This window comes from Muribaculum sp. (genome assembly GCF_029051885.1).
GTDB lineage: Bacteria > Bacteroidota > Bacteroidia > Bacteroidales > Muribaculaceae > Muribaculum.
In genome coordinates, this window is record NZ_JAIDKI010000101.1 from 1 (window position 1) to 2,471 (window position 2,471).

General features: G+C 47.1%; 3 protein-coding genes. All 3 read left to right on the top strand.

Annotated elements, in window-relative coordinates:
* Positions 1–251 precede the first annotated feature (251 nt).
* The 3 genes from K2I50_RS04505 to K2I50_RS04515 all read left to right on the top strand — a co-directional run bounded on the left by K2I50_RS04505 (position 252) and on the right by K2I50_RS04515 (position 2,388).
* Positions 252–1,274 carry a sugar kinase gene (locus K2I50_RS04505; RefSeq protein ID WP_123476559.1) on the top strand — a complete coding sequence of 341 codons (1,023 nt, stop codon included), beginning with the start codon at positions 252–254 and terminating at the stop codon, positions 1,272–1,274.
* Between the two features lie 79 nt (positions 1,275–1,353).
* Complete coding sequence (locus tag K2I50_RS04510; protein ID WP_301025034.1) at positions 1,354–2,022, top strand: bifunctional 4-hydroxy-2-oxoglutarate aldolase/2-dehydro-3-deoxy-phosphogluconate aldolase; 669 nt, start codon at positions 1,354–1,356, stop codon at positions 2,020–2,022.
* Positions 2,023–2,190: 168 nt separating this feature from the next.
* Complete coding sequence (locus K2I50_RS04515; protein ID WP_123476555.1) at positions 2,191–2,388, top strand: YtxH domain-containing protein; 198 nt, start codon at positions 2,191–2,193, stop codon at positions 2,386–2,388.
* The last annotated feature ends 83 nt before the right edge of the window (positions 2,389–2,471 follow it).

The following is a 2,471-nucleotide window of genomic DNA, read 5'->3' on the forward strand; positions in this document are numbered from 1 at the left end:
GTAGATAGCTTGTAGCCATACTGTTTTTTGAGTTGTTGACCACAAATTTACTCAAATTCCGGCGAAAGATAGAAATATTGATTAAAATTTGCAGATTACAACCATATGTTGTATCTTTGCAGTGTTATCATTTGCGGGCTGTCTGACAATCCGCGATTATTGCGAAAAAACACCAAACTATCACTTTGAAAATTGATAATTCCTGCCAAAATATTAAATTTGCACCACCAAATTAATCTTAATAAACAGATATGGGAAAAGTAATCACACTCGGCGAAATCATGCTTCGCCTTTCGCCTGCCGGCTGCAATCGCTTTGTGCAGGTTGATAATTTTGATGTAATCTGGGGCGGCGGCGAAGCCAATGTGGCTGTCAGCTGCGCCAACTATGGCCACGAGGCTGTGTTTGTAAGCAAACTTCCTACTCATGAGATAGGACAGGCTGCCGTAAACGCACTGCGTCGTTATGGCGTTGTTACCGACCACATTGCCCGTGGCGGCAACCGTGTCGGTATCTATTATTGTGAGACAGGTGCGTCGATGCGTCCGTCAAAGGTAATATATGACCGCGCAAACTCTTCTATTTCAGAAGCGGATCCCGAAGATTTCGACTTTGATAAGATAATGGAAGGTGCCGATTGGTTCCACTGGAGCGGTATCACACCGGCCATCTCCGACAAGGCAGCCGAGCTTACGCGTCTTGCTTGTGAGGCGGCCAAACGCCACGGTGTCACCGTTTCGGTTGACCTCAATTTCCGTAAAAAGCTCTGGACTTCTGAAAAAGCCCAGTCAATCATGCGCCCGCTCATGAAATATGTAGATGTATGTATCGGTAATGAAGAAGATGCCGAGCTTTGTCTCGGATTTAAGCCTGATGCCGATGTCGAGGGTGGCAATACTGATGCTGAAGGCTATAAGGGAATATTTGCAGCCATGATGAAGGAATTCGGCTTCAAATATGTCGTTTCTACTCTGCGCGAATCGTTCTCGGCAACCCATAACGGCTGGAAGGCAATGATATACAACGGACAGGAATTCTATCAGAGCAAGCGCTACGATATTAATCCGATTATCGACCGTGTAGGCGGTGGCGACAGCTTCTCCGGAGGTCTCATTCATGGACTTATGACCATGGACAATCAGGGTGAGGCTCTTGAATTTGCGGTTGCGGCATCAGCCCTCAAGCATACAATCCCCGGCGACTTCAACATGGTTACAGTAGATGAAGTCAAGGCTCTTGCCGGAGGCAGCGCCAATGGTCGTGTACAGCGTTAAGGTTTCCTAATTATAAAACACAGCGTTGGGTGCTGTAGCTCAAGCGGACAGCGCCCAACGCATAATTCAAAAGATAAAAATGGCAAAATTCGATAAAATCCGGGTTCTTCAGAAAATGGGGGATACCGGTATGGTGCCGGTATTCTATCATAAAGATGCCGATATCGCATGCGCAGTGGTTAAAGCATGTTATGATGGCGGAGTACGTGCCTTTGAGTTTACCAATCGTGGCGATTTCGCTCATGAGGTATTTGAAAAGGTTGTTAAATTTGCGGCAAAAGAATGTCCGGAAATGGCAGTCGGTGTCGGTTCGGTCGTTGATCCTGCAACCGCAGCTTTGTATATTCAGCTTGGCGCATGCTTCGTTGTAGGCCCGCTTTTCAATCCGGAAATTTCGCGTATATGCAACCGTCGACTTGTTCCATATACTCCTGGATGCGGCACAATATCAGAAGTCGGAGCCGCACAGGAAACCGGATGCGACCTCTGCAAAGTATTCCCGGGCGATGTCCTCGGTCCGAAGTTTGTAAAAGGCCTGAAAGCTCCCATGCCTTGGTCAAAACTGATGGTGACTGGCGGGGTAGAGCCGACAAAAGAGAACATCGAGGGCTGGATAAAAGCCGGAGTGTTCTGCGTAGGTATGGGTTCAAAACTCTTCCCTGCCGACCGTGTCGCAGCTTCCGACTGGACTTACGTGACCGAAAAGTGTCGCGAGGCTCTCGGCTATGTGGCTGAAGCACGTAAATAACGCCGTCAAATCCTACAAAATGTTGTCAGAACGGGTTGCCGATTTCTGATTCCAAGGAGTAAGAATTGAACTTTTCAGGCGTGTATGTGTTAATAGTGACAGAATTATTTAACATATAAATCAAACAGGGCCCTATATCAAAAGGCCCGATAAAAACGTTAATTCTTTATGAAACCCTTACACATCATCCTATCAGTAATCGGCGGCGCTGTCGCCGGTGCAGCAGTCGGCCTTCTTCTTGCCCCGGAAAAAGGGGAGACAACCCGCGACAATATCCGCCGTTTCCTGAAAGAGAAAGGTATTAATCTCCGCAAGGATAAGCTGGAAGAACTTGTCGATGAGATTGCCGATGAAATCGAGAAATAATTCACAATCCCGATAAATTAAAAAAAGATGAACAATACCCTCGGACTTATAAGCGCTTTCCTCGGAGGCGCAATTGTCGGAGC

Bases quoted from the DNA above. Each gene is read 5' to 3' on its own strand.
- K2I50_RS04505 (WP_123476559.1), top strand. From the start codon at position 252: ATGGGAAAAGTAATCACACTCGGCGAAATCATGCTTCGCCTTTCGCCT.
- K2I50_RS04510 (WP_301025034.1), top strand. From the start codon at position 1,354: ATGGCAAAATTCGATAAAATCCGGGTTCTTCAGAAAATGGGGGATACC.
- K2I50_RS04515 (WP_123476555.1), top strand. From the start codon at position 2,191: ATGAAACCCTTACACATCATCCTATCAGTAATCGGCGGCGCTGTCGCC.